The 21597-nt window shown below is 33.2% G+C and carries 22 protein-coding genes and 1 riboswitch; of the genes, 4 read left to right on the forward strand and 18 right to left on the reverse strand.

Features of this window, described 5'->3' with window-relative positions:
- Positions 1–132 precede the first annotated feature (132 nt).
- A complete protein-coding gene (locus tag ABTV07_RS20080; protein ID WP_433751378.1) occupies positions 133–885 on the forward strand; it encodes an SDR family oxidoreductase in 753 nt (250 codons plus the stop codon).
- Between the two features lie 241 nt (positions 886–1126).
- On the opposite strand, the gene ABTV07_RS20085 is transcribed toward ABTV07_RS20080, so the two are convergent.
- From ABTV07_RS20085 to ABTV07_RS20095, 3 genes are all read right to left on the reverse strand, one after another.
- Positions 1127–1996, reverse strand: coding sequence for a 5'-methylthioadenosine/S-adenosylhomocysteine nucleosidase (locus ABTV07_RS20085; protein ID WP_433745901.1), 870 nt, complete (start codon positions 1994–1996; stop codon positions 1127–1129).
- 202 nt (positions 1997–2198) lie between these two features.
- Positions 2199–2301, reverse strand: a riboswitch (purine riboswitch).
- A 546-nt stretch (positions 2302–2847) separates the two neighbouring features.
- Positions 2848–3402, reverse strand: coding sequence for a T6SS immunity protein Tdi1 domain-containing protein (locus ABTV07_RS20090; RefSeq protein WP_433745904.1), 555 nt, complete (start codon positions 3400–3402; stop codon positions 2848–2850).
- Positions 3403–3420: 18 nt separating this feature from the next.
- Positions 3421–4179, reverse strand: coding sequence for a polymorphic toxin type 15 domain-containing protein (locus tag ABTV07_RS20095; protein ID WP_433745907.1), 759 nt, complete (start codon positions 4177–4179; stop codon positions 3421–3423).
- A gap of 279 nt (positions 4180–4458) precedes the next feature.
- On the opposite strand from ABTV07_RS20095, the gene ABTV07_RS20100 reads away from it, so the two are divergent.
- Positions 4459–5421, forward strand: a complete 963-nt coding sequence (locus tag ABTV07_RS20100) for a helix-turn-helix transcriptional regulator (protein WP_433745910.1) — start codon at positions 4459–4461, stop codon at positions 5419–5421.
- A gap of 74 nt (positions 5422–5495) precedes the next feature.
- Complete coding sequence (locus ABTV07_RS20105) at positions 5496–6128, forward strand: type 1 glutamine amidotransferase family protein (RefSeq protein WP_433745913.1); 633 nt, start codon at positions 5496–5498, stop codon at positions 6126–6128.
- A 365-nt stretch (positions 6129–6493) separates the two neighbouring features.
- On the opposite strand, the gene ABTV07_RS20110 is transcribed toward ABTV07_RS20105, so the two are convergent.
- The 12 genes from ABTV07_RS20110 to ABTV07_RS20165 form a co-directional block, all read right to left on the reverse strand.
- Positions 6494–7741 (reverse strand): M16 family metallopeptidase, encoded by a 1248-nt coding sequence (locus tag ABTV07_RS20110; protein ID WP_433745916.1) that lies wholly within the window; start codon positions 7739–7741, stop codon positions 6494–6496.
- A 5-nt stretch (positions 7742–7746) separates the two neighbouring features.
- Entirely contained in the window at positions 7747–8460 is a 714-nt protein-coding gene (locus ABTV07_RS20115; protein WP_433745918.1) for an ATP-binding cassette domain-containing protein, read from the reverse strand.
- A 16-nt stretch (positions 8461–8476) separates the two neighbouring features.
- Positions 8477–9244 carry a hypothetical protein gene (locus ABTV07_RS20120; protein ID WP_433745921.1) on the reverse strand — a complete coding sequence of 256 codons (768 nt, stop codon included), beginning with the start codon at positions 9242–9244 and terminating at the stop codon, positions 8477–8479.
- 15 nt (positions 9245–9259) lie between these two features.
- The gene (locus tag ABTV07_RS20125) at positions 9260–10390 is read right to left on the reverse strand and encodes a YcaO-like family protein (RefSeq protein WP_433745924.1); all 1131 of its coding nucleotides are present in this window, start codon (positions 10388–10390) and stop codon (positions 9260–9262) included.
- A gap of 15 nt (positions 10391–10405) precedes the next feature.
- Positions 10406–11458: a YcaO-like family protein gene (locus tag ABTV07_RS20130; protein WP_433745927.1), complete on the reverse strand. Its 1053-nt coding sequence runs from the start codon at positions 11456–11458 to the stop codon at positions 10406–10408.
- Positions 11455–12237 carry a hypothetical protein gene (locus tag ABTV07_RS20135; RefSeq protein ID WP_433745930.1) on the reverse strand — a complete coding sequence of 261 codons (783 nt, stop codon included), beginning with the start codon at positions 12235–12237 and terminating at the stop codon, positions 11455–11457. The genes ABTV07_RS20130 and ABTV07_RS20135 overlap by 4 nt, the downstream gene beginning before the upstream one ends.
- Before the next feature lie 22 nt (positions 12238–12259).
- Positions 12260–13138 (reverse strand): McbB family protein, encoded by an 879-nt coding sequence (locus ABTV07_RS20140; protein ID WP_433745932.1) that lies wholly within the window; start codon positions 13136–13138, stop codon positions 12260–12262.
- A 63-nt stretch (positions 13139–13201) separates the two neighbouring features.
- The gene (locus ABTV07_RS20145) at positions 13202–13450 is read right to left on the reverse strand and encodes a hypothetical protein (protein ID WP_433745935.1); all 249 of its coding nucleotides are present in this window, start codon (positions 13448–13450) and stop codon (positions 13202–13204) included.
- 844 nt (positions 13451–14294) lie between these two features.
- Positions 14295–14981 carry a hypothetical protein gene (locus ABTV07_RS20150; protein WP_433745938.1) on the reverse strand — a complete coding sequence of 229 codons (687 nt, stop codon included), beginning with the start codon at positions 14979–14981 and terminating at the stop codon, positions 14295–14297.
- Between the two features lie 5 nt (positions 14982–14986).
- Complete coding sequence (locus tag ABTV07_RS20155) at positions 14987–16222, reverse strand: AAA family ATPase (RefSeq protein ID WP_433745940.1); 1236 nt, start codon at positions 16220–16222, stop codon at positions 14987–14989.
- A gap of 617 nt (positions 16223–16839) precedes the next feature.
- Positions 16840–17445, reverse strand: a complete 606-nt coding sequence (locus ABTV07_RS20160) for a hypothetical protein (RefSeq protein ID WP_433745943.1) — start codon at positions 17443–17445, stop codon at positions 16840–16842.
- Between the two features lie 42 nt (positions 17446–17487).
- Positions 17488–17778: a hypothetical protein gene (locus ABTV07_RS20165; protein WP_433745946.1), complete on the reverse strand. Its 291-nt coding sequence runs from the start codon at positions 17776–17778 to the stop codon at positions 17488–17490.
- 163 nt (positions 17779–17941) lie between these two features.
- On the opposite strand from ABTV07_RS20165, the gene ABTV07_RS20170 reads away from it, so the two are divergent.
- Positions 17942–19873 (forward strand): DNA/RNA helicase domain-containing protein, encoded by a 1932-nt coding sequence (locus tag ABTV07_RS20170; protein WP_433745948.1) that lies wholly within the window; start codon positions 17942–17944, stop codon positions 19871–19873.
- A gap of 57 nt (positions 19874–19930) precedes the next feature.
- Here the strand turns inward: ABTV07_RS20170 and ABTV07_RS20175 are convergent, their stop codons facing one another.
- From ABTV07_RS20175 to ABTV07_RS20185, 3 genes are all read right to left on the reverse strand, one after another.
- The gene (locus ABTV07_RS20175) at positions 19931–20485 is read right to left on the reverse strand and encodes a recombinase family protein (protein WP_433745950.1); all 555 of its coding nucleotides are present in this window, start codon (positions 20483–20485) and stop codon (positions 19931–19933) included.
- 303 nt (positions 20486–20788) lie between these two features.
- The gene (gene rlmH, locus ABTV07_RS20180) at positions 20789–21268 is read right to left on the reverse strand and encodes a 23S rRNA (pseudouridine(1915)-N(3))-methyltransferase RlmH (protein ID WP_433745952.1); all 480 of its coding nucleotides are present in this window, start codon (positions 21266–21268) and stop codon (positions 20789–20791) included.
- 94 nt (positions 21269–21362) lie between these two features.
- Positions 21363–21521, reverse strand: a complete 159-nt coding sequence (locus ABTV07_RS20185; protein ID WP_433745954.1) for a CxxH/CxxC protein — start codon at positions 21519–21521, stop codon at positions 21363–21365.
- Positions 21522–21597 lie beyond the last annotated feature (76 nt).

Consider the following 21597-nt stretch of genomic DNA (forward strand, 5'->3'; position numbering starts at 1 on the left):
TCAGATAAAGTCATTATATTAATCCATGCGGGATTAGGCAAGAAACGGGCATGAATAGTCTACCTGATAAATCCTCACCTTTCTTATAATGAATCGTGTAAGAATAATATTTACAAGAAAGAAGTGGTGAGTGTGTCTGGAATAAAAGATAAAGTTATTGTTATTACCGGCGCTAGCAGCGGAATCGGTGAAGCAACGGCCATGCTGCTTGCGGAAAGAGGAGCAAAAATCGTACTTGGCGCGCGCCGATTGGATCGGCTTGAAGCTTTAGCAAACCGCATTGAAACGGCCGGTGGCAAAGCAGCTTATGCAGCTGCTGACGTTAGACATTCCAAGGACCTGTCAGGCCTTGTCCAATTGGCACTCGAGAAATTTGGCAAGCTTGATGTTCTTGTCAATAATGCCGGTTTCATGCCCATGTCTCCCCTTGACGATTTGCGGATCGAAGAGTGGGAAGCCATGATCGACATCAATATTAAAGGAGTTCTATATGGGATAGCAGCAGCACTACCCACTTTTCGGGATCAGGGCTCCGGACATTTTATTAATATTGCTTCTACGGCAGCTTATCGCATTCTGCCTAATATGTCGGTTTATGCAGGCACGAAGCTTGCCGTACGCGCGATTTCTGAGGGCCTGCGCCAAGAGGCCGGAGATAAACTGCGCGTAACGATCATTTCACCTGGATTCACAAGCACACCCGGATCCACACGATCCGATGCACTCGAAGCCATAAAGGACCCGGATATGAAAGCCAAACTCGAAGCTTATCAGAACATCGGACTATCCCCCTACTCGATTGCTAACGCTATTGCGTTCGCAATTGAGCAACCGAATGATGTGGACGTCAGTGAATTGGTGGTCCGCCCAACAGCACAAGGATAGCATCTAAAACACATAGTGTTAGCCCCACAAAAAAGAGTCTCATTTTGAGACTCTTTTTTCTCTTACACCATATTTTAGAATGGTTAAGATTCATGTTTTAACTTTATTATTTGCTTTACTTCTATTTATGATACGGTCCACTGTAACGTATCTAAATAAGGTTTTTGTACTTTTAAAAGTATTTGTCTTATTTATTTTAATTCACTTGGCATGTAAGAAGTTACGTCTTAAGTTGCTCACCTTATTTTTTTGTAGAAATGTATTCTTTAACTACATTGTAGACATAATCCTGACATGCTTCAGCCGTATTTGGATTGTACGCGCCGCCATTTGTTTTATTATTGGATAGTACTCTAATATCAAGGAAAGGTATATTATATTCATTAGCAATTTGTGCTTCTGAGAATCCTTCCATTTCTTCTGCAGATGTACCGAAGTTTTCGTGGAAATATTTAATTCTATCAAGTTCATTATTCCAAATGTCTGCAGAACCTATCGTACCTTCAACAACCTTGCCATTCGTATATTGATCTTTTACTGCATTTGCAGCTGAAAGTAAGTCCTGATCTGCATCATAGTAACGGATTTTTTCAGCATCCGCACTTGAGCCGCTGCCTTCAGAAGCCATTAAATCCATCGGTTTCCATTGAGTTGTGTCAACGCCTTGGCCTTCATCCTTTGTTTCTGTTTTAAATGAACCTAAGTGTACCGTTTTTTCACCCAACACAATATCAGCTACATGTAATTTTGGATCATGTCCGCCTGCTGTTCCTTGATTGATGATAGCAATAGGTTTATATCTTTCGATAGCAACTGCAGTAGCCGCTGCTGCGTTTTCCATTCCTTTGCCTGTCTTAACAACAATCACTGGATAATGATCTAAAGTGCCTTTATAAAATTCAAATTTCCCTGACTTTTCTTCCTTAACATGTTGCAGCTTTTTCGCGAAATTTTGAACTTCTATTGGCATTGCCCCTTCTATTAGAACAGGTCTTTTGATTTTTTTTGTACCTGGTGCGTGAGTGGAATTAGCACTCCATCCTCCCAATGCTAATAGAAGCACTGCGCTAATCGTGATGACACCAAGTTTATTAACGAAAATCTTTTTCATAAACAATCTCTCCTTAAAAGTATTATTTCTTTTTCTTTTGAACTCTCTGATTGCTTAATTTCCCTATCTTCCATTTTAGGGAAATAAAAATGGCCCAGAAAATGTAGAAACTTATCTACCTTCTGGACCTACTAAAGTTAAAGTATAAAAAACTAGGCAAAAAACACCTAAATAGTACATTTCAGCAGTTATAAAAGCCGAAAGTCCCATAACTTTAACTCGTAGTCCAGTTCTTTACTGGGAACTTGGTAGAGACGCTCAGACCATATTACTGAGCATATACGAGTATTGATATTTAGCTTTATTACTATTGTAATTTAACAAAACCTCAATAGACAGTCAACATAAAGGTGAACGTTTATTCAATAAATAGATAATATTGTTCGGTTATTACGCATTTTCATGCCGATTTCTTTCTAAAACAGTGAAGTTTAGAATTTTTTATCCTATTACTTTTCCATTTAGTGGTCGAGTTCTTTGGCGAGCTGCCCGGAGGTGAGCTTTTTATGATTGAGGATGGTATGAAATGTCCCCACTGGTTTCAGATGATGGATCTTCATGTAAAGAGACTGGCATCCGCTCCGAGGTGCTTACGGTAAGCTTAGGATTGTAGGACTAATATCGTACTGGGAGTCAGGCACCACATTTTACTTGTTTTTGTTTCAAACGATTTTTGTGCATCATATTTTCAATTAATTTTCTTTTTGTCTACTTAAAATCAGTTGATCCAATTAAAGTAAAAAACCTTGAAAGGCATATAGCCAGTCAAGGTCAGCTCTTTGTCCATATGTTCAAACCGCTAATGAAAACAATATTATTATTAAAATTTGGTTCTATACTATTTTTGTTGGTTATTCAATTGGTCCCATAAACTGTGTAATTAGATAAATATGTTCAATCCATTTGACCTTTTGAAGATTTTCAACTCTTTCTGACCCACCTAATCCAAGAAGAGGTACATAACCAAAACATTCATCAAAATTTGGTTCTCCATATTTTTCAACTGCACTTGAATAAGGAACCCATTTTAATTCATCAATTAAAAAGTCTTCATCATTTAAGTCCTCTAAGAAAAAATCAAAACCAGCTGAAATGACACTCACATCATTTCTTCTAAAGTTCAACAAGTTTAAATACCTTCCTTTTTCCCAAACAATTATATCCCCCATAGAAGTAACAAATAATGGAATAGCCTCTTGGAATCTTGTATATACCTCTTCCAAAAGTTCTTCTAGTTTATCAGGGTTGATTATTTTTAGATATCCTTGTAAAACACTGCCAAAACCGAACTTCCTCCAGATATCAATAACTTCCGACGGAATCTGACCTGTATACTTCTCAATTATTAAATCAGATACTTTCTCATCTATCTTGAAATCATCAAAAGTATTATGTGCATTCTCCATTTATGTCACCTCAATACTTTAATTTCTAGCAATTTTCTGATCAGCGTTGCCTTCTAATACCCTACCATCTTTCGAAAATCTAGCTCTATTCTCTAGAAATTTATCAACTGTTAAAGAATTAAGTCCTTCTTCCTGAGCCTTTAATTGTCTCTCAAACTCAACAGGATCATGTTTGGGATTTCTTTTAAAATTAACTTCAATTTCTTTGGTTCTAGGGTGGTTATCACCCATTTTATTTAAATCCTTAACAGTACTCTTAACAGGCACTTTCCCTTCAGGTTTATGCGTAATTAAATTATACAATTCCTTTGAACTTTTCACACCATTGTGAGTGGCGGTGGCGGCGGGGGTTGCTCCATGAGCCATCCCTGCGGCTGTATTGACTCCGATGCCGACGATTGCTCCGACTCCTGTCGCATCCAAAACAAACCCTCCAGCTTCCATAGCGGCCGATCCTGTGGTTTCCATAATGCCACCAATGGTGGATAACGTGTGCCCAAATACTTCTCCAGCTTTATGAGCCACTTGATGTGTACCTGGTTCTGTGTTTTTATGAACGGCATTCATCGTGAAATCAGAGACAACGGCTTCGCCTGCCCCTTTGATAAATTCTGTTGCACTTGCCGTTTTGTTTTTGGCATCATCAGCCGCATGGACCAATTTCTTTTCCGTATGGTGGACGGCGGCGGCTGCTTTCTTCGCCGTATGCTGAACATTGTGGACGACGTTGTGCTCTGCATGTTCAGCTTTGTGAAGAGGGGTTTTACTGATGTGCACGGTGTCGTGAGCCGCTTTTTTGATGGATTGTTCTACTTTCTTTTCTGAATGTTTTACACTGTGAATGACCTTATGCTCTACAAAAGGAAAGGTGCTGACCCCCAGAACCTTAATACTTTACCGTACTGGGGGCAGGCACCAGTTTTAATTCACCATAAATGTCCGCATGCATTATAGGGCCTCATTATATAGAAAGCTATTCGAAAGAAACAGTTGATGAGTTATACTAAAACAGGAAATATATAACAGAAGATTAATTTCATATAGAGGTGGAATTACATGCCTAAAATTGACAACATGTTAGCAATTCTATGGATGCTTCGTTCAGGTGAAAAAATCACTGCACAGCAAATTTCAGAAAAGCTGGAGATGAATATAAGGACTGTGTATCGTTATATTGATACCATTTCAACAAGTGGCGTACCGATTGTTTCAGAACCAGGACATAACGGTGGATACTCTTTATTGAACCATTTTGTTGAGGCTCCTCTTTTTTTTGATTTTGAGGAGCAAACTTCACTATTTCACGCGGCAGTTTTTGCAGAAGAAGCCGGATATTATGGTGGTGAGGCACTAAATAGGGCTATTTCAAAACTAAGTAAATACTCAAATCAAGAGCAGGAAACAAAGATAAATCATCATGTAACCAGCCTTGAAGTAGTAAGCCGATTAAGTTCGTTCTCTATGGAACCTTTTTTGAAGGAGTTGGAGCAGGCAGTAGCTGAAGGGTACTCAGTAAAAATTCTTTACCATAAAAGTGGCGAAAAGCAATTAAATGATAGATTGATCGATCCGTACAGAATTATCTATTGGAATAATAAGTGGTATGTCATTGGATTTTGCCATCTTAGAAATGATATCCGTAGTTTTAGAGTCGATCGAATGGAAAGTCTCATGCTAACAGAAAATAAGTTTAACCGGCCAGAAAATTTTTCAGCACGTGACTTTTTTATAGAAAGCCTTCTTCCAAGGATAGAAGATAAGGAGGGGATTATTTCTTTGGTTCTTCATGGGGATAAAAGTGTATTGGATGATATTTGCCAACATTGGTTTTTAGGACATTATTTAAAAGAGCGGACTTCAAATCAAGCAGTATTTCTTCTGGAAAAAGAGATCATACATACATATGTACCTTATTTACTTTTACCATACAATAAATCTATTAAAATTATTGAGCCAATAAGTCTTAAGAAAAAAATGATTGAAGTTCTGTCCGAATTAATAAATTTTCATGAAGTTTGATCACTTCCCTGACGCTAACTGTCAGGGAAGTTTTTTTATAATAGCTATATCAATTGCGATTGGAGTGTTATTGGATGGAAACAAAAAATGCTTTTCTATATGTATTTAATACAATGTCGGACTGGGAATATGGATATTTAATTGCTGAACTAAACTCAGGAAGATATTTCAAAGAAGGCTTAGCCCCTTTAAAGGTAATTACAGTAGGAGCTAATAAAGAAATGATTACTACTATGGGAGGACTGAGCATAAAACCAGATATTTCTCTTGATGAATGTTCTTTTGAGAGTAAAGATCTTTTAATTTTACCGGGAGGGACTACTTGGGGTGAAGAAATTCATCAACCTATCTTGGAAAGAACTGGACAAGCTTTAAAGCATGGCACTATTGTTGCTGCAATTTGTGGTGCAATCGAGGCCCTCGCGAATATGGGATACTTAGATACTAGAAAGCATACAAGTAATAACTTGGAATATACGAAAATGGTATGTCCTAACTATAAAGGAGAAACGTTCTATGAGCTGGGACCTGCGGTATCCGATGCGAATTTAGTTACTGCATCAGGAATAGCACCTCTGGAATTTGCAATGGAGGCACTGAAAAAAATAGATGTATTTACTCCAGATGCGTTACATTCATGGTATAACCTAAATAAGACTCATAAACCTGAATACTTCTTCCAGTTAATGAATTCAATAACTAAATGAAGTAGCTGAAATGCTCAATTTCTCTATTTAGATTTGTAGAGAAGATGGGCTTTTTAATTTGGGATTTCCTTATTGGTGCAAATTGAATATTCCTGACACTAACCATGTAAAAATGCGTTGCAAGAGGAAAAGTTCTCTTACAACGCATTTAATTTATCAGTTATTTATTCCTAATTTCAATTATCTTTTGAAGCTTAGTTACTCTATATTCATCTTAATATTTCTATTTACCATTACTTATGATACGGTTCACCGTGGTTATTTAAGAGGCAAAAAAGTAAGGTATTGAATTATATATTCAATACCTTACTTTTGATTTTTACGAAGAGGGTAATAAATTAGAAATTTTAATAAATATAATCAAATTACATTGGATGTAGATATTTCTCAGGTTTTGAATTAGAGAAAACTGATAAAGAATATTCTGTATTAAATATTTCAGTTATTTTGTTATTCACATCATCTATGGTAATACTTTCTAATAATTCTCTTGATTCTTCAATAGAATATATTTTTTTTCCTAATATTGTGTTCGTGCCGAAGTAAAACATTTTATCCATTGAAGATTCTAGTCCAAATATCATTTCACTTGCAAATTGGTCCTTAGAGAACCGTAAATCATTATAGTCAATTCCATTTAAATAGAATTCCCTTAAAACTTTTTGTGTGTTTTCTAAAAGAGGATCTAAATTTGTATCAGAGCAAGCAGCATATATCAATAACATAGATCCTTCATTATATATAATAGGTTGGCTTGAAATGGAATAGACTAACCCCAACTTTTCTCGAATAGTTTGAAATAAGTGTGAACGTTTATTTGCACTTCCAAGTATTTTGTTAATAATATAAATAATAAAATACTCCCGTTGAGTTAAAACCCCCATATTAAATGCAAAACAAATATGAGCTTGTTCTGAATTACTCATTATATGCTTGATGCCACCACTAAACGAAAGCAGAGGAATTTTATTGTTTGAAGTATATCTATTATATCGTTTTAATAATCCAAATGTGTTCTTTATTTTTTCTATTAACTCATCTGTAGCCTTTCCTGTTATAGAAACCACAATATTTTCTGGATAATAATATCGATTGTGAAAATCAATGATGTTTTCCCTTGTGAATTTTTCTAGATTTTCGCCCGTACCCATTATTTCTCTAGTAAGGGAGTGTGCGCCAAAAGATAGTTCAATTGCAGTTGATTTACAATTTTCAAGGGGGTTATTGTAGTACATCGATAATTCCTGGTTAATGATTCCCTTTTCTATTAGAAAATCATTATCTGAAACTGTACTAATATTAAATATCATTTCAAATAACTTTTCAGCACAAATTACTGCCTTTTCAGATAGGGTCTTTAGATAAAAGGAAGTATACTCTTTCCCTGTAAAACCTCCAAATTTTGCACCTATTTCGTTAAAATAATCAGTTATATAGTTTCCGTTATCTCGTGTTCTAAATAATAAATGCTCTATATAATGAGCAATTCCATTTTCATCAATGCTCTCATTTTTCGATCCCACTTTTACAAAAACACCGATATTAGTAAACTCAAGTTGATTATCCCCTTCATATATTATGGTTACACCATTAGCAAGTATTTCTTTTTTCATACAACTTAGCCTACACTCTCTATCATTTCATAGAATGCTTGATCAGGATTTTCAGTATTAGTAAAGGAAATAAATTCATTATAAGAACCATTGAATATAATTTCTCCTTGATGAAGGAAAAAAAGGTGACAATCAATGTACTTTAATTCATGTAGTTGGTGTGAAGATAAAATCACAAATGAGTCTTTTTTATTTGATAGGTCTTCAATTCTTTTTAATATCTTTATCTTTGCATCTGGATCAATTCCCGCTGTAGGTTCATCAAATATATACAGTTTTCTATCTAAGTGGCAGATCGTTGTTATTATCAACCACCTTCGTTCCCCTACAGACATCTTTCCAAATTCTAATTCCCATAATCTATCTAATAATCCTTTCTCCCTGCCATCCGTTAAATCAAATTGAGCCTTGAGAGGTTTTTTTGAATTCCTATTTTTATAATCAGAATTCAAAAAAACTTTCACTAAATCTTTTCCCTTCAAGGTGGTTAGAAATGGAATCCCCTGCAATTGATACAATACCTCATCATATGACGGGAAGTTTTTAAAACAACTGTTTTCACTCATCGGAATTACTCCAGTCATCAAATCAAATAAGGTTGTTTTTCCTGCTCCATTTAACCCTAACAAAACATTAGTTTTATTTTTTTTAAATTCGATATTAACATTTTTTAAGACACTTCTATTTTGGTAAGAAAATGACAAATTCTTTATGTTCATGTCTTCCTCCTAATGGTTAGCTTCTGACTGAGAATGAACGCAAGTCAATTCTGTTAATAAATACTATTCCGATTGATATATACAAAATCGGTATAACTATGACCAATACCCAAGAAACAGTTGGAAAATCCGTACTAGTAATAGACAAAAGTTGTGAAGTTTTAAATGCAATCCCAATCACTAATTTAATGGGGTTTAAATAAGATAGAAGTTCAATGATTTCATTTTCGCTCCTAAGACCTGCAAGATAGACTAATAGAATTGGCAATAAGGAGAAAATTGGTGATACACTTTCCACTTTTAATTTTAGGCTTGGAACCCACATAAAGAATAAAAAGATTGGTAAAATGGTGAGCAAGCCAACAATTAGGACTGCAGTCAAGGTTTTCAATAAAAGACTAGAGGCGAATAATGCACCCATAGTACCGGTGAAAATTATAATGTTTAAGAAAAGAAAAGTTCCTTGTGCAAGAAAATGACCAATAATTACAGGAGACTTTGATCCAGAAATAAACTTAAACATCTTCAAAAAATTATTCTCTCTTAAACTTAGCAATCCGACTCCGAAACCATTTCCTGCTACGATAAGAATGATGTAAGCGCAAAAATAAACAATTGTGGAATAGAACTCTGTTTCTGATGGACTATTTTTGAACCAGTTTGGATTTCGCCATATTAAAAAAACTGTAGGCATTATTATTGTCCAAAAGAAGGAGATTTTATAACTTAATGCATTTTTAATAAATAAAATATAAAATTCTAAAATGGCTTTCTTATTCCTCATATGTAATTACTCCTTTTATGGAAATGGTACTGGTTCCATATTATTTCTCAATACAACTTCTCCATTTAAATAACTTATTTTATAATCTTTTGCATCATAAAATTTATTATTTAGATGAGGATAGCAATCTGGCGAAAAAACCTTAAATATTTTTGTTTTATAAAAATTATTGGCGTTAGGGATATAGCAGCCATAAATATTGAGGTTTAAATCATATAAAATTTTTTTCATATAGTCATATTGATCAGGTTCATCAACCCACATCTCTTTAATTTTTACAGTTTCTACATTGTCAAACAAGTATGCATATACATGTTTTAATTTCTTCGCATCATATTTTCGAAAAAAATAATTAGCATAAAAATGTGGATCTTTATACATTTCTTCCTCGCTCATATTAAATTCTAATGCAGATGTTTCATCTTTTTTCTCTACATAATACTTATTCAAACTATTTGAATAACACATTTCTAATTCTGTTAGTGCTTTTAGAATTGCCTCTTCAGCGTGAAAATCTGCACCTAAACCCATACCAAAATATTTTTCACCAAAACCAAATACCAATATTACCTTGCAAAGGGGATGAATAGAGATTTCAAATATAAAAACTTTATCCACAAATGAATATTGTTTATCTAAAAGTTTAAGTATTTCTTTATTTTTACATTCATCTAAACATACTAATTTTCCTGGTGAGCAAGTTAGCCAATTATAAATAAGTGATTGTCGTTCCATAAATTCAAGAAAACTATTATTTATAGCTTCTTTTGAAGATAAGTGAGATGCAACTCCGCATGAGTCATTATAAAAATTGTCTGGCATTCCTTTGGATTGAAAAATGGAATCCACAGAAAGCAATACTGTTTCCACAGGAAACTCATTAATATCCCCATTGATAATATTAAATGCTTGAATCGTTCGCTTTTTAATATATTTTGGATTATTGTATAAGGCGACTCGTTCGATATGTTCTCCACAAGCAGCTTTTAACGAACTATTCAGATTATTTTTTATTGAAGCTCCCATTACCCCAGGATATTTCTTATTGTATATAGTAGTGACATACGCTGATTCCTTAAACATTGATTTATTTACATGAAAACTACTAATAAGTTTTGAACTGCCTAATTGAGCCCAACTATACATTACCTCCACCCCTTTTCATTTTACTATACAATCTGGAATCTGATGGAATTGTTTTTTATTCAATGACGCTTCTCGAAAAATTGGCAAATCACAGTTAATATATTTTTTTATGGGGATATGATTAAACAAATTTGGTGAAAAAACTTTAATACAAATCAATTTTCTATTTATTTTTTGAGGAATAATAACGCTATGTAATTCTTTTATCCATGAAGGAAGACTAGACAAAAGCAATTCTAAACTTCCGTTATTGTCTGGATATTCGTCTTTATCATCAAAATAATAAGTATCAGTTGGATATTCCTGAAGTTGTTCAAACTCTTTAATATATTTGTTCAACTTTTCATCAATAAAATTACTTTGAAACTTTTCTTGTAAAATAAAGGAAGAGAAGTCAGAGTTAATCATGTCTTGTTGATACAAAACTATTGCTTCTTCAATAGCAATCCTACATGCTTTAAGCCAGTCTATACTTGACCCTACCCCAGTTGAAATTATTCGCTCATCCTTGAAAATGAAGAATATACAAACCTTCAATGGACTAAATGATTCATTAATAAAACACCTTACAGAATATTTTGTTGTAATTTCTGGTAACAATTCGTGAAAATTATTTTGAACAATAATTTTTTTTCCTAATTTTCCATACCAGAAAAGAAATAGTGAATTTTTTTCTAATAATTCTTTAATTGCATTATAAATCGCAATTTGTGAGTTTGGGTGGACTGCAGTTCCAGTTGTATCGATTGGATAGGGGAGATCATGCGAATAGGTTGTTAATTCATGGGGAATTTCAGAAATTGTTTTATTAATGAAATCATATGAAATTACCTTTTTTGACGGTAGTCGACTACCTCCTAGCATTAGGTTCCTTCTCTCAATCATCTCTGAAAATGCTTTCTTCATTGCTATTTTTTTATCGTTTGATATCCCATTACCACCTATTGGACCCATATATCCATTTAAAAGAAACGAGTTTGTTTTTGAAAATGCATAATACAAGTTTTTTCCAACAAATAAACTTTCTGGTATATTATGGCTCTTATCTCCGCGCTTATTAAATATCATTCTTTTAATACCCCAAACCATTGAATTAACGAAACGGGTGCCAAACGTACATTTAACCCTGAATTAAAGGTTAATTCATTATCGTTAAATCCAGAATGGCAAAGCTCTCCCATTCTAAAATCGCTTATTTCTTTTAAACTTTCTTTAAATGCTTGTGCCATCAAGCCAATTTCAATTAAAGCGTGTCTGTAACCACGTTTACGATATTTTGTAATCGATTTTCTTATATCAATCGCATAGCCTATTGCAAAATTTGAGAGAAGTCCATCATATGGATTAATAGAGCTAATTACTTCTTTCAATTCTTGATCTTCCCATTTTTTTAAGCAGTGCAAGGAATTCTCAATAGGGTTAAATAGATAGCATCCATTACTATGAAAATTTTCAATTTTTTCGTGGTTAAATAAATAAAATAAAGGCATTATAGGGTATAAGGCACCGGCTGACGGATATCTCCTACTCGATAAAGGATCTGGGACACCAAAACTTTTTTTTAGTAAATCACTTATTGTGTTAAATGATAAAATTTTATTATTATCGTAATTCCTTTGACTTCCTTGATGCGTGAAATTTGAATTATTCAACAAGATTACTTCTGAAGAATTAGGAGGTATAACAGCTTGCCTTTCATTTAATAAAGCCCAATTATAAATATTCTGGTTAATATTTTTATGTTTAGAAACCGCCGATTGATTCCAAGTGGCACTTTGATGAAATTTCAATGTTTCGTTTAAAATTTTTCTTGATATAGCAATATCTTGAGTAATATCCCAATCCACACTGAAGTGATTTCCTTTAAAGTTACTCATAGCAATCACACAATTCCCAGTGAATAGAAATATCCTGTTGTTTAGTATTTTCAACTAAATTAAATTGTGTACTCTCAAGTAATTCTTCAGAAAAAATAACATTTCCACTTGTTAATGTTATTAATTTATTTACTTTATTTACAATTTGGGAAGAAATATTTAGAACTTGACCGTTTGTTAAACATAATTTTGTTCCAAATTTTTGGTCTTCATGATATAACATATCGATTAGATTTTGATAAGACATTTGATTCTCATCGTCACTTCTTAATTGAGACTCTATATGCCCAATGTGACACAAGTGGCAAGGATTTTTCCATTTCTCTTTATATAAGGAATCAATATAAAAATGATTGTTGTATATGTATGTCATTAAAAGGTATGATTCTCTACTAGCAACTAAATCTCTAATTCTCGTGGCTTCATCTTTTCTATACGGATTTAAAAAAACGATTAGACATGTTTCTTCATCTAGGGCTATTTCATTTAAATCCTCTAAATTATCTACTATAGATATTTCGCATCTATTCTCTAAATCTTCTTTCAAGAAATTACCTATGTGTTTCAATATCTTGTTTTCATTAGTAAATAATGTGATTTTTCTAATATCAAAATTAAACTTTTCTTTTTTTTGGATAATCCCATACTCTTCTAAAAATGATATTGCAGCTTTATAATTCTCTTTAAAATACTCCATAAAATCAACATCTATTAATACTTCATTTACTCTGTCATCCATATTAATAATAAATGTTTTCATTTCATTATTATGTATTTTTATTATCCCCATATCATTTTGAATTACTAGTTCATTCAATGAATCTATATGATGATAAATGAAATTATTTACTATATATTCAATACTATTCATACGAACAACTCCATTTAATTTTTGAATGACATGTTGCTGTTACCTTAATTATTCTTAATTGTATTAACCAACTTTTTTCTTATTAGCAGCTCCTCCGCCGCCATAAGATATACAGCAGCAACATTGTATATAAATATTAGTCCCACCGGTATTTCCTCCACTATCTCCATCAGCAGCAGCTCGGATTTGCTCATTTTTTGCTAAAGATCCATTTGAATTAACTATTCCCATTCCAAACATGGAAGTTGATGAAGGAATAGAAGTATCATATAGTGCATTTGCCTTTTGATTTCTAATTTCTAATTTTTGCATTCTTAATCTTCCTCTCATTGTAGTTTTAAGAGATTATGTATTAAAGCAACTTTAACATAATCGAAAAATTGTTAGTATTCCAAAAAAATTAGCCAGTCTAGTACTCTTAGGTTTACAGCAACATGTCATATTTATACAATACCAAATCATTGGAAATGGTTCTTTTTTCATGAATCTTTATACTCACGAAATAACTTTAATATCACTCAGAAAAACTTTAATTTTCAACTAATAATATAACTATAGGAATATTTTAAGATTTAAGACCTTAAACTCCCTATTTTCAAAAATCTTTTCTTTTAAAACGATTCAAAGAAAGGCAAAATATTTAGTATTCTTTATCATTTTCTTATATAGATTGAGTTAAAAACTTAATTAGATCTTGCCAGAAAAATAATAGAGGTTCACCGTGGTTATTTAAGAGGCAAAAAAGGCATTGGTATATACTACCGATGCCTTTTTTTATGATGATTTTTTTAACTATGTTTACTTTTATATTCCAATCGAATAATAACATAACCCAAAAAATGTAAGTAATGGTCCAATTTCATTTGCTTACCTATAGCTAAAGGTCTTTATTTCTGCGTAAATGTATTCCCCTATCATTAAAAGGTGCCTGACCCCCAGTGCGTTAATACTTTACCGTACTGGGGGTCAGGCACCAATTTTCTAGACTTCCTAATGGAATGTAAAAAATTAATATAACTTGATTAGGTACACAAATTTACTTCACATATAACCAAAGGCTCTACTTGGTATATATCACCGGAAAGGATATATTTGCTTAAAATTTTTTGATAAGATATAAAATATTTAAATTCTGGAATATACAAATTAAAGCCTTTTAAACTTGCGTGAATAATTCAGAATGGAGTACCTCGTTAAATCGTTCTAAAGTTTCATTATCAAATATATCGTTAATTGATTTAGACGGTAAATTCTCTGCCAAATCAATTATATGATTAATTTTAACACCATGTTTAACTTTTAAAAATTTAACATATCGTTCGACTATTTTTTTTATATCTTTATACCTCATAAAGGTACTCTCTGAAATTATATTTCTAGTGATATATTCAATATATTGATCATGATGCTTTTGATCTGTTAAAACTATATTGTAATTTGTCACTCTCTTGGTTACTGTATCAAAACATATATTTAAATGGGACTTATAAAGCCTAACTACTTCTAAGGTATTTTCGGAAATATAGTTAATTATAGATTCTTTTAGATTATTTAATTCTCTAATAAAAATAAGCGAGATATTTTCTATACTATAAAAATTTATAGGAAATAGTTTTTCATGTGTAATTTTCTGATAGTCATGGTCTACTATTCCATAACTATTAGTTTGAGATTCAACTTTTAACTTTATTTGAATACAACTTCCACCATTATCAACAAATTTGTCCTTTAACTCATTTAATTGTTGGTAGAAAAATTTATTAGACTTACCCTCTACATATATTATTGGTTGAGTAACTAGATGCAACTTACCTCTATTGTACTTTTCTCGATTATAATTCATATCAATTACACTTCTTTCGATATATTTCCTTCAATTGCTATAAAATCTTCATAAATGTACGGAGCATGCGTAGCAATAAATAAAGTCTTCCCTTTAGTTAAGATATGTAAATCTGTAATGATTTTATTTTGAAAGTTTAGTGATAACGAGAGTTCTGGTTCATCAATTAAATAGATATCCACATTATTAAATATTATTTCCAAAAATAGAAATGATATTTTTCTTTCTCCGGATGATAATTTATCAAAATCCATTTCTTCAGAGTTTTTAATAAATATCAAATCATTATTTTCTAGGATTTCAACTTTAATATCTGTGTATTTCTCTATAACATCATTGAATTTTTTGATTTTCGAATACAATTCATTACGTTTCAGAATTATTGCTTCTAATCCATCCAACTTATCTATATCGGAAGAATTGGACCAGAAGTACTTCATCAATCTATTATTTATTTGATCAATAAATGTCCCCATTGTTATTCTTGTATTCATAATATCAATATTGTCAGTAGTTATATAATGAGCAGATTTTATAGATAGGCTTTTCAAAATATTTTCTTTATTTTCTTCTATCTGTGAAATAATTTCATTGTTTTCAGAATTAATAATTAAAATATGATACCTTTCTTTTAAATATGATATTAAATTAAGAGTTTCTTCAATAATCATTAAATTTGTATGAGATCTCTCATCTACTATTGAATTAAAATCTATTAGATATTGATTTTTTAACCTTATACAAAATAGTTGTGTGTCTTTTAACCATCGATTAAATCCTTCTAAGGAAGATGGATTGCCTAATCGCTTTGCATATAAATTATTACATGTTTTCAAATAACGAAGAATCCTATCAAACTTTAAACTACTACTTTTTTCAGTCATATCTTCATTAAAAATCTCATTTAAAAATAATTCCAACTTTTCAAGAACTCTTCTATTTTCATTAATAAACCAATATAATTTTTCTTTTTCTGTTTCTTTTAAGTTTTCGTTCGCTGAAAACAATTCATTATAATTGACATTATTTATTTTTAGTTTTTCCAAATTCATACTATCAATAATTCTAGAGAAATTTGCTGTTTTTTTCTCTTTTGCTAGTACATATAATGAATTAATAGTTTTAAGAATCCTTGTTTTTCCTTGTCCATTATTTCCAAAAAAAACAGTGTTTTTATTTAAATCAAATTCTATTTTTTTTTTATTATCTTTAAACTGTAAATATAATTTGTTTTCTCGCATACAAACACCTCTAAAGTTGTTAATTTTATAAATATTCCGTTAATTTATTTTTCATATATTACTTGCATTTTAGTTATACTTTTATAACTAAATATATAAACTGTATCCAGATATTGAAATACTAATAATTCTTATAATAAGTTGTAAGAAATTTTATCCACCTTAATATTCTACCATCTAATTTTTCATTTTTGGATTTTTAGATTTAAATTTACTGCACTTACACCGTTTGTTTAGTGATAAATTTATTTTATTTTGAAAAAGTCAGAGTGCAATAATAGCTATTTTCGCCACCCTCCTACAATTATGACTTCACCAATTTAGATTTCAGGTGACTTATGTAGAAGGGATTTAAAAGAGTCCGGTTGATATAATCTTCAAAGACGAATAAAATCTTTACTGAAATTAAAACCTAATGTATAACATTTATTCTTGACATCATAAATATTTCTAATATTCTGCTGAAGAGTAGCGTAGTACTTAGATTTCTAACCCTAACTATAAAGAATTGATAACAAGTTGAGGGTAATGACCTAAAATACTTTACTTACCATATCAAATCATTTTCAATCATCTTTTTCCAATAACATCACCTCAGATTGAAAATAAGAGAATCATCATATACTTTCATTATTGAATCGCTCAAGTTTATCTTCACACCTGTGAGCAAACTCCAATAATTCAGGTTCTATATTCAACTTTATTTCATTTAACACTTCCGACATTAAGTAATAAGTACCTTGATTATCGAGTTGTTCACTAAAAGTTTTTCTTGCCAATCTCTCTATATTCTTTACCGCATCTTCATCTTCTCTTATCCAATACTTCAGGTTAAGAATCCATAATTTCAAAAGGTGGTGATATTTATTCACCGAAACTTCTCTTAAGGAAGGATGATGAGGGGATGCAAACACTTGAATGTCTACAATCCAAAATATCGGAACATCCTTAAGAACGAACGTGATCACATAATCATCAGGCAGCAGACTCGGACTCCAATCAAAAAATAAGACATTGAAGTTCTTCTCCATCATACTGGGTATGCTTCTTGCAAATTCGCCATTATCATGTCCAGAAACATCCACCCCGATATCTATATCAGAGTATTTATCCATCTCCTCAGGTCTCGAGATACTTCCCCTTAAGAAGGCTTTACTAACCTTTTGATCCCTATTAAACATCCTGATAATATCATTTGCTATTTCTAATCTGGCATCTAGCAAGTGCATCCCCCTAGCTTTATGCTATTGAACTAAACCACTCTTCTATGAAACTGGAATATCATCTGGATACAAATGTTTTAAAATGGCCAGGACATAAGTGGGATTTGCTTCTAAAGCACCTGTTTGACGTAATATAGCTGGATTTAAAGTGGAGATAGATCTTAGTTTAAGAGCCTTCTCAAAATCGATTCTTTGAATATTCCTTACCTTCCCTGAACTCTCGACTCGAATGACACATTTATGATCTTTGACATCAAGAATGTGAAAGGGTTTGTGTTTTGCGAAAGTATGAATCGTGCAGCCTTTAAGAGCCTCTATTCTATCCCACAACATAATAAGCCTCCTTATTAATTGTTTAATAGGAAATCCTTCGACATAATTATCTCAATAATACCACAAAAACAGGAATTATTTTACATATAACAACATAATAACTACCATATAATCCAATAAATGATAAAATAAATCTACTAGACTCTCTAATGAGGTGGCACCCTTGATCATTTACGAAGCAACGAAAACTGAATTTATAGCGGATGTAACGAATGAACTTCTCGTTGAACGCCTATACGAGTCATACCAAAAGAAAATTGGACGGACGTCTAAGAGTGAAATCAACTCCTGGGAGAATTCCCTTCACCGCATGTCCAATGTGATGCAGGATCCTGATATTCCCGATGATACTTCTGTCGCGATCGAATTTAAGATTCCGAATACATCTAAACGCGTGGACTTCTTGGTAGCCGGGCATGACGGCACTCAAGATCATGTCGTCATTGTAGAGTTGAAGCAGTGGTCTGAGGTTGAAAAGGTAACAACCAAGGATGCACTTGTGTCCACCTATCTCGGCGGAAGCAAGCGTACCGTGACGCATCCATCCTATCAAGCATGGTCATACGCAGCTCTGATTCACGACTTTAATCAGAATGTGCAGGACCAGCATATTTTGCTGAGCCCATGTGCCTACCTCCATAATTATCGTAAGTCTGAAAATGATCCATTAACGGATGCCCATTACGCTGATCATCTGGAAAAAGCTCCTGTTTTTACAAAAGGAGAGATTCAAAAATTAAGAGATTTCATCAAAAAGTATGTCCGTTTCGGCGACCGCAGCCAGTTAATCTATCAAATAGAACACGGTAAAATCCGTCCATCCAAGTCGTTGCAGGATTCGCTTGCGGGGATGTTGAAAGGCAATCAGGAATTCGTCTTGATTGATGAGCAGAAAGTGTTTTATGAAGATGCCTTTCATTTAGCGCTGGAGAGTATAAAAAATCATCAAAAGAGCGTCATGGTCATCGAGGGCGGTCCAGGAACAGGCAAGTCCGTAATGGCCGTGAATCTTCTGGTCAATCTCATTAATGAGGGGTTAACAGCCCTCTATGTATCAAAGAATTCAGCACCCCGCAACGTGTATGCTTCTAAGTTAAAAGGAACAATGAAAAAAACGCAGATTGACAACCTGTTTAAAGGCTCCGGAAGCTTTACAGAATCCGATCAAAATGAATTCGATGTGCTGATTATCGACGAAGCCCACCGATTAAATGAAAAATCAGGACTTTTCAGCAATCTAGGGGAAAATCAAATCAAAGAAGTAATCAACTCATCTAAATTCTCGATATTCTTTATCGATGAAAATCAAAAGGTTACGTTAAAAGACATCGGAAGCATTGATTTAATCAAAAAATATGCGGAAGAATTAGAGGCCCAATTGATTCAGGGGAAGCTTATTTCACAGTTCCGCTGCGACGGATCGGATGCCTACATTGCATGGCTGGATGACGTCCTTCAAATCAAGGAAACCGCCAACGCAAACGACCGCGGACTTGATTATGACTTCCGGGTATTCGATGACCCGAATGAAATGTTGAAAGAAATTGAAGAACTGAATAAGAAAAATAACAAATCCCGCATGCTCGCCGGCTACTGCTGGGAATGGCCGAAAAATGGACGAACCAGCACACTCCACAAAGACATCGTCATCCCAGAGCACAATTTCAGTATCAGTTGGAACCTCTCTGACAGCATCTGGGCCATCGAGCAGGATTCCGTCTCCCAGGCAGGCTGCATCCATACATCCCAAGGACTCGAATTTGATTATGTTGGTGTAATAATTGGACCAGACCTTACTTTTAAGGACGGTCAGGTAACTACTGACTATACCAAGCGGGCTAAAACGGATCAGTCTCTAAAAGGGATTAAGACCATAGCAAAAGAAAATCCAGAAAAAGCCCAAGCACTAGCTGATCGAATTATCCGGAATACGTATCGAACATTGATGACACGGGGACAAAAAGGCTGCTTTGTTTTCTGTACGGATCCTGAGTTGAATGACTACTTTAGAGAGCGATTGAGTATGTCTGCTGCTTATGAGGATTTGTCGCCTAGACACGTGGAGATGGTTGCGGAGGAAGGAGTGGAGTATTAAATAGATAATTCATTTAAAAAATCCTTAAGAAGAAGTTATTTCTAGAACTTTTGCTTCTTAAGGATTTCTATTTTTCCTCTTATTTAACTCTCTATATAAAGTAGATTTGGAAACACCTGTACTACTTTCAATCTCCTTAATTGTAAACTCTCTTTTATAGTATAAAGAAATCGCCTTTTCTATTAGGGTTGTTTCTTTTTTCGGCCTTCCTCCATTTATACCTCGCATTTTAATTGATTGAAGACCTTTTTTTCCTTTTGCCTGCTTAGATTCCCTCTCTATATTTTCCAAGGCTATAAATACATTAAAAATTTCATCCCCTCCTTTTTTAGTTGTATCTATTCCATCTTTAATGCTTATAAAATCAATATTTTTCTTACTCAACTCACAAAAAAAGTTAATAAATTTTTTTATAGGTATTCCCAAGCAACCTAAACTATAAACCATGAGAACATCCTTTTCTCCAGCATATTCTATTATTTCCCTTAGTAGCTTCTTATCAGGCTCATTTTCATGCCCGAAATAAATTTCCCAACAGCCATTTTTATTAAGTATTTTTGACTGCTCATCAATTTCTTTTAATTCCTTATTTCCAACATAACCTATTTTCATAAGCATCCTCACCTTTTGTTTTGATTTTGGAACGGATTTTGGGAATATTTTTGCCGATTTGTACCGACGTTATTATTTAATACAATAAAGAAAATTACTATAAAGGGAGAGAATCAAATGCATTGGTTAATTACAGTTATTATACCTGGGGTTTTTACTGGAGTTTTAGGTAATTTCATTTGGCACGTTTTTAAAAAGAAAAAAAAGACTATCAAAATAAAGATTACTATTGATTCATAATAGGTAATATTCCAAGGCTATCCATAAATATTTTGGATAGCCCAAATTTAATGAAAACCTCATTTACTTATGATACGGTTCCCCCCGATTTATCCTAAAAGCCCGATAAATTTGCTCCACCAGTATCAACCGCATCAACTGATGAGGGAATGTCATCTTCGAGAATGAGAGGGTATCGTTTGCCCTTTTCATTACCTCATCACTTAATCCCAAGGAGCCGCCGATGATGAAAGCGACTTTACTTTTGCCGTAGGTGGCGAGCTTGTCCAGGTTGTCTGCGAGTCCTTCGGAGGACTGCATTTTGCCTTGGATGGCGAGGGCGATGACGTGGGCATCGGGATTGATTTTGGCGAGGATCCGCTCGCCTTCTTTTTGCTTGACCTGTTCCATTTCGACTGGGCTCAATTCTTCGGGTGCTTTTTCATCGGGCACTTCGATGATTTCGAGTTTGGCATAGGCTGACATCCGCTTGACGTATTCTTCGATTCCCTGTTTCAGGTACTTCTCTTTTAATTTTCCGACTGTGACAATTGAGATATTCACAATTCATCCTCACTTTACAAACATTTTACAAACAATATATCCACAGACTTTATCCACATATCCACAAAACCCATCCACATCTAGTAGGCGAATATTAGTTCGCCACAAGATATACAGGTGTATTTTCGCAATATTCACAGGTTGTGGATAACTGTTCTTCCTCTGAAAGCTCCTTCATCACAGGGGCTGTTTCATATTCATCCACGATGACATCCAAGGCTAATTCTACGTGTTCTTTGCAGCAATATATCATGTTTAATCCCGTCCTTATCACATTTATCTTATTTTTCTGGCATACTGAGACTTTCGTTGCATCAGTCGAAAATCTG

The sequence above is a fragment of the Falsibacillus pallidus genome, assembly GCF_050990905.1.
In the GTDB taxonomy this organism is placed as follows: domain Bacteria; phylum Bacillota; class Bacilli; order Bacillales; family DSM-25281; genus Falsibacillus; species Falsibacillus pallidus_A.